Annotated in this window: 2 protein-coding genes; both read left to right on the forward strand. The window is 61.8% G+C overall.

Annotated features, from left to right (window positions below; genetic code table 11):
• Positions 1–210 precede the first annotated feature (210 nt).
• Positions 211–1,080 carry an arsenic efflux protein gene (locus ACMO6A_RS10430; protein ID WP_015761424.1) on the forward strand — a complete coding sequence of 290 codons (870 nt, stop codon included), beginning with the start codon at positions 211–213 and terminating at the stop codon, positions 1,078–1,080.
• A 93-nt stretch (positions 1,081–1,173) separates the two neighbouring features.
• Entirely contained in the window at positions 1,174–1,779 is a 606-nt protein-coding gene (locus ACMO6A_RS10435; protein WP_009306925.1) for an HD domain-containing protein, read from the forward strand.
• Positions 1,780–1,820: the final 41 nt, after the last annotated feature.

The raw sequence follows: 1,820 nt of genomic DNA on the forward strand, positions 1-1,820 counted from the left end.
GCCCGCCATCGCCGAAAGTACTGCAGCGTCAGGCTGTGGGAGGATAGGGCGTCGCGCTCGCGGAGGGCGTTTCGGCATGCGAAGGCCCCGCCCCCCTCGGGAGGCGGGGCCTTCGCGCGTTCTGGGGGCGTGGGTCTCTTGGTGACCGTTCGGCGACGATGCTGTTACAGAACCTTGATTGGATTACAATACGTTGTTATGGAAGAAATCATGCATATAGCGTTTGACGTGCTGGCAGACGCGATCAAGGACACGCTTTACATCATTCCGTTTCTGTTCGTCACGTATCTGGCCATGGAGTGGCTTGAGCATAAGACGGGTGGGAAGGCCGAGGCTGCCATTCAGCGCGCCGGCGCGGCAGGGCCGTTCATCGGTGCCGTCGTTGGCGTAGTGCCCCAGTGCGGCTTCTCCGCGGCTGCCGCGACGCTGTGGGCTGGGCGCGTCATCACGTTGGGAACGCTGTTCGCGGTGTTCCTCTCTACGTCGGACGAGATGCTGCCCATCTTCATCGCCGAGCAGGTGCCGCCCGACGTCATTTTCAAAATCATCGGCGCGAAGATCATCATCGGCATGATCATGGGCTTCCTCGTGGATGCCGGCCTTCGCATCGCGCGCCGCATCGACATGCCGCTGCATATTCACGACTTATGTGAGCAGGAGCATTGCCATTGCCACGACGGCGAAGGCGGAATCCTGAGAAGCGCGCTCAAACATACGTTGCAGGTGACCCTGTTCATCTTCCTCATCACGCTAGCGCTGAACGGCCTGCTTGCCGTAGTGGGCGAGGACGTGCTGGCCGAGTTCCTCGGCGCGAACCCGGCGCTGTCGGTGTTCGGCTCGGCGTTGGTTGGTCTCGTGCCGAACTGCGCGGCCAGCATCGTCATCGCGCAGCTGTACGTGGAAGGCGTGCTGGGCTCGGGCGCCATGTTGGCCGGTTTGCTCGTGTCGGCGGGCGTGGGCCTGCTGGTGTTGGTTCGCACGAACCGCCATCTGAAAGAGAATATCGCCATCATCGTGGCGCTGTACGCGATGGGCGTCATCTGGGGTTTGTTGGCGAACGCGCTCGGCATCGTGTTCTAGGCGTGCGTTCGAACGGATTGCCATGCTGACTTCGCGCGCCCTATGGGGTAGCATAGCGAAGAGCATCCAATCGAAGACGAGAAGGAGAGCATCATGGCGACACTCGAGGCCGGCCTGACGCGCGACGAAGCGTTCGCGCTTTTGCAGGAGCACAACAAGGATCCGTTCCACATCGAGCACGGCGAGACGGTTGAGCAGACCATGCGTTATTTCGCGCGCGAGTTCGATCCTGAGAACGAGGAGTTCTGGGGTATCGTCGGGCTGCTGCACGATCTCGACTGGGAAGAGCACGACGACGAGCCCGAGCTGCACACCATCTACGCGGCGCCGCTCATCGAAGCCGCTGGCGGCTCGCCCGAGCTCATCCGCGCCATCCAGAGCCACACCTCCGACTTCAACCCGGAGCTGCCGAAGCCCGAGCTGCAGATGGAGAAGATCCTGTTCGCCTCCGAAGAACTGACCGGTCTCATCGGCGCGGCGGTAGTGATGCGCCCCTCGAAGAGCGTCATGGATTTCGAAGTGAAGTCGCTGAAGAAGAAGTTCAAGGACAAGCGCTTCGCCGCCGGTGTCAGCCGCGACGTCATCCGCTCCGGCGCCGAAATGCTGGGCTGGGAGCTGGACGAGCTGTTCGCCCGCACCATTGAGGCCATGCAGTCCTTCGCGCCCGATAAAGATACGTTCCAGCCTGCCGAGGGGTAATCCTCTCCAGATTCCAAATGCAAACGGAGGCTCCGTCGTGT

The organism is Eggerthella sp., from assembly GCF_048329335.1.
Classification (GTDB): Bacteria; Actinomycetota; Coriobacteriia; order Coriobacteriales; family Eggerthellaceae; genus Eggerthella; species Eggerthella lenta.

Bases quoted from the DNA above. Each gene is read 5' to 3' on its own strand.
- ACMO6A_RS10430 (WP_015761424.1), top strand. From the start codon at position 211: ATGCATATAGCGTTTGACGTGCTGGCAGACGCGATCAAGGACACGCTT.
- ACMO6A_RS10435 (WP_009306925.1), top strand. From the start codon at position 1,174: ATGGCGACACTCGAGGCCGGCCTGACGCGCGACGAAGCGTTCGCGCTT.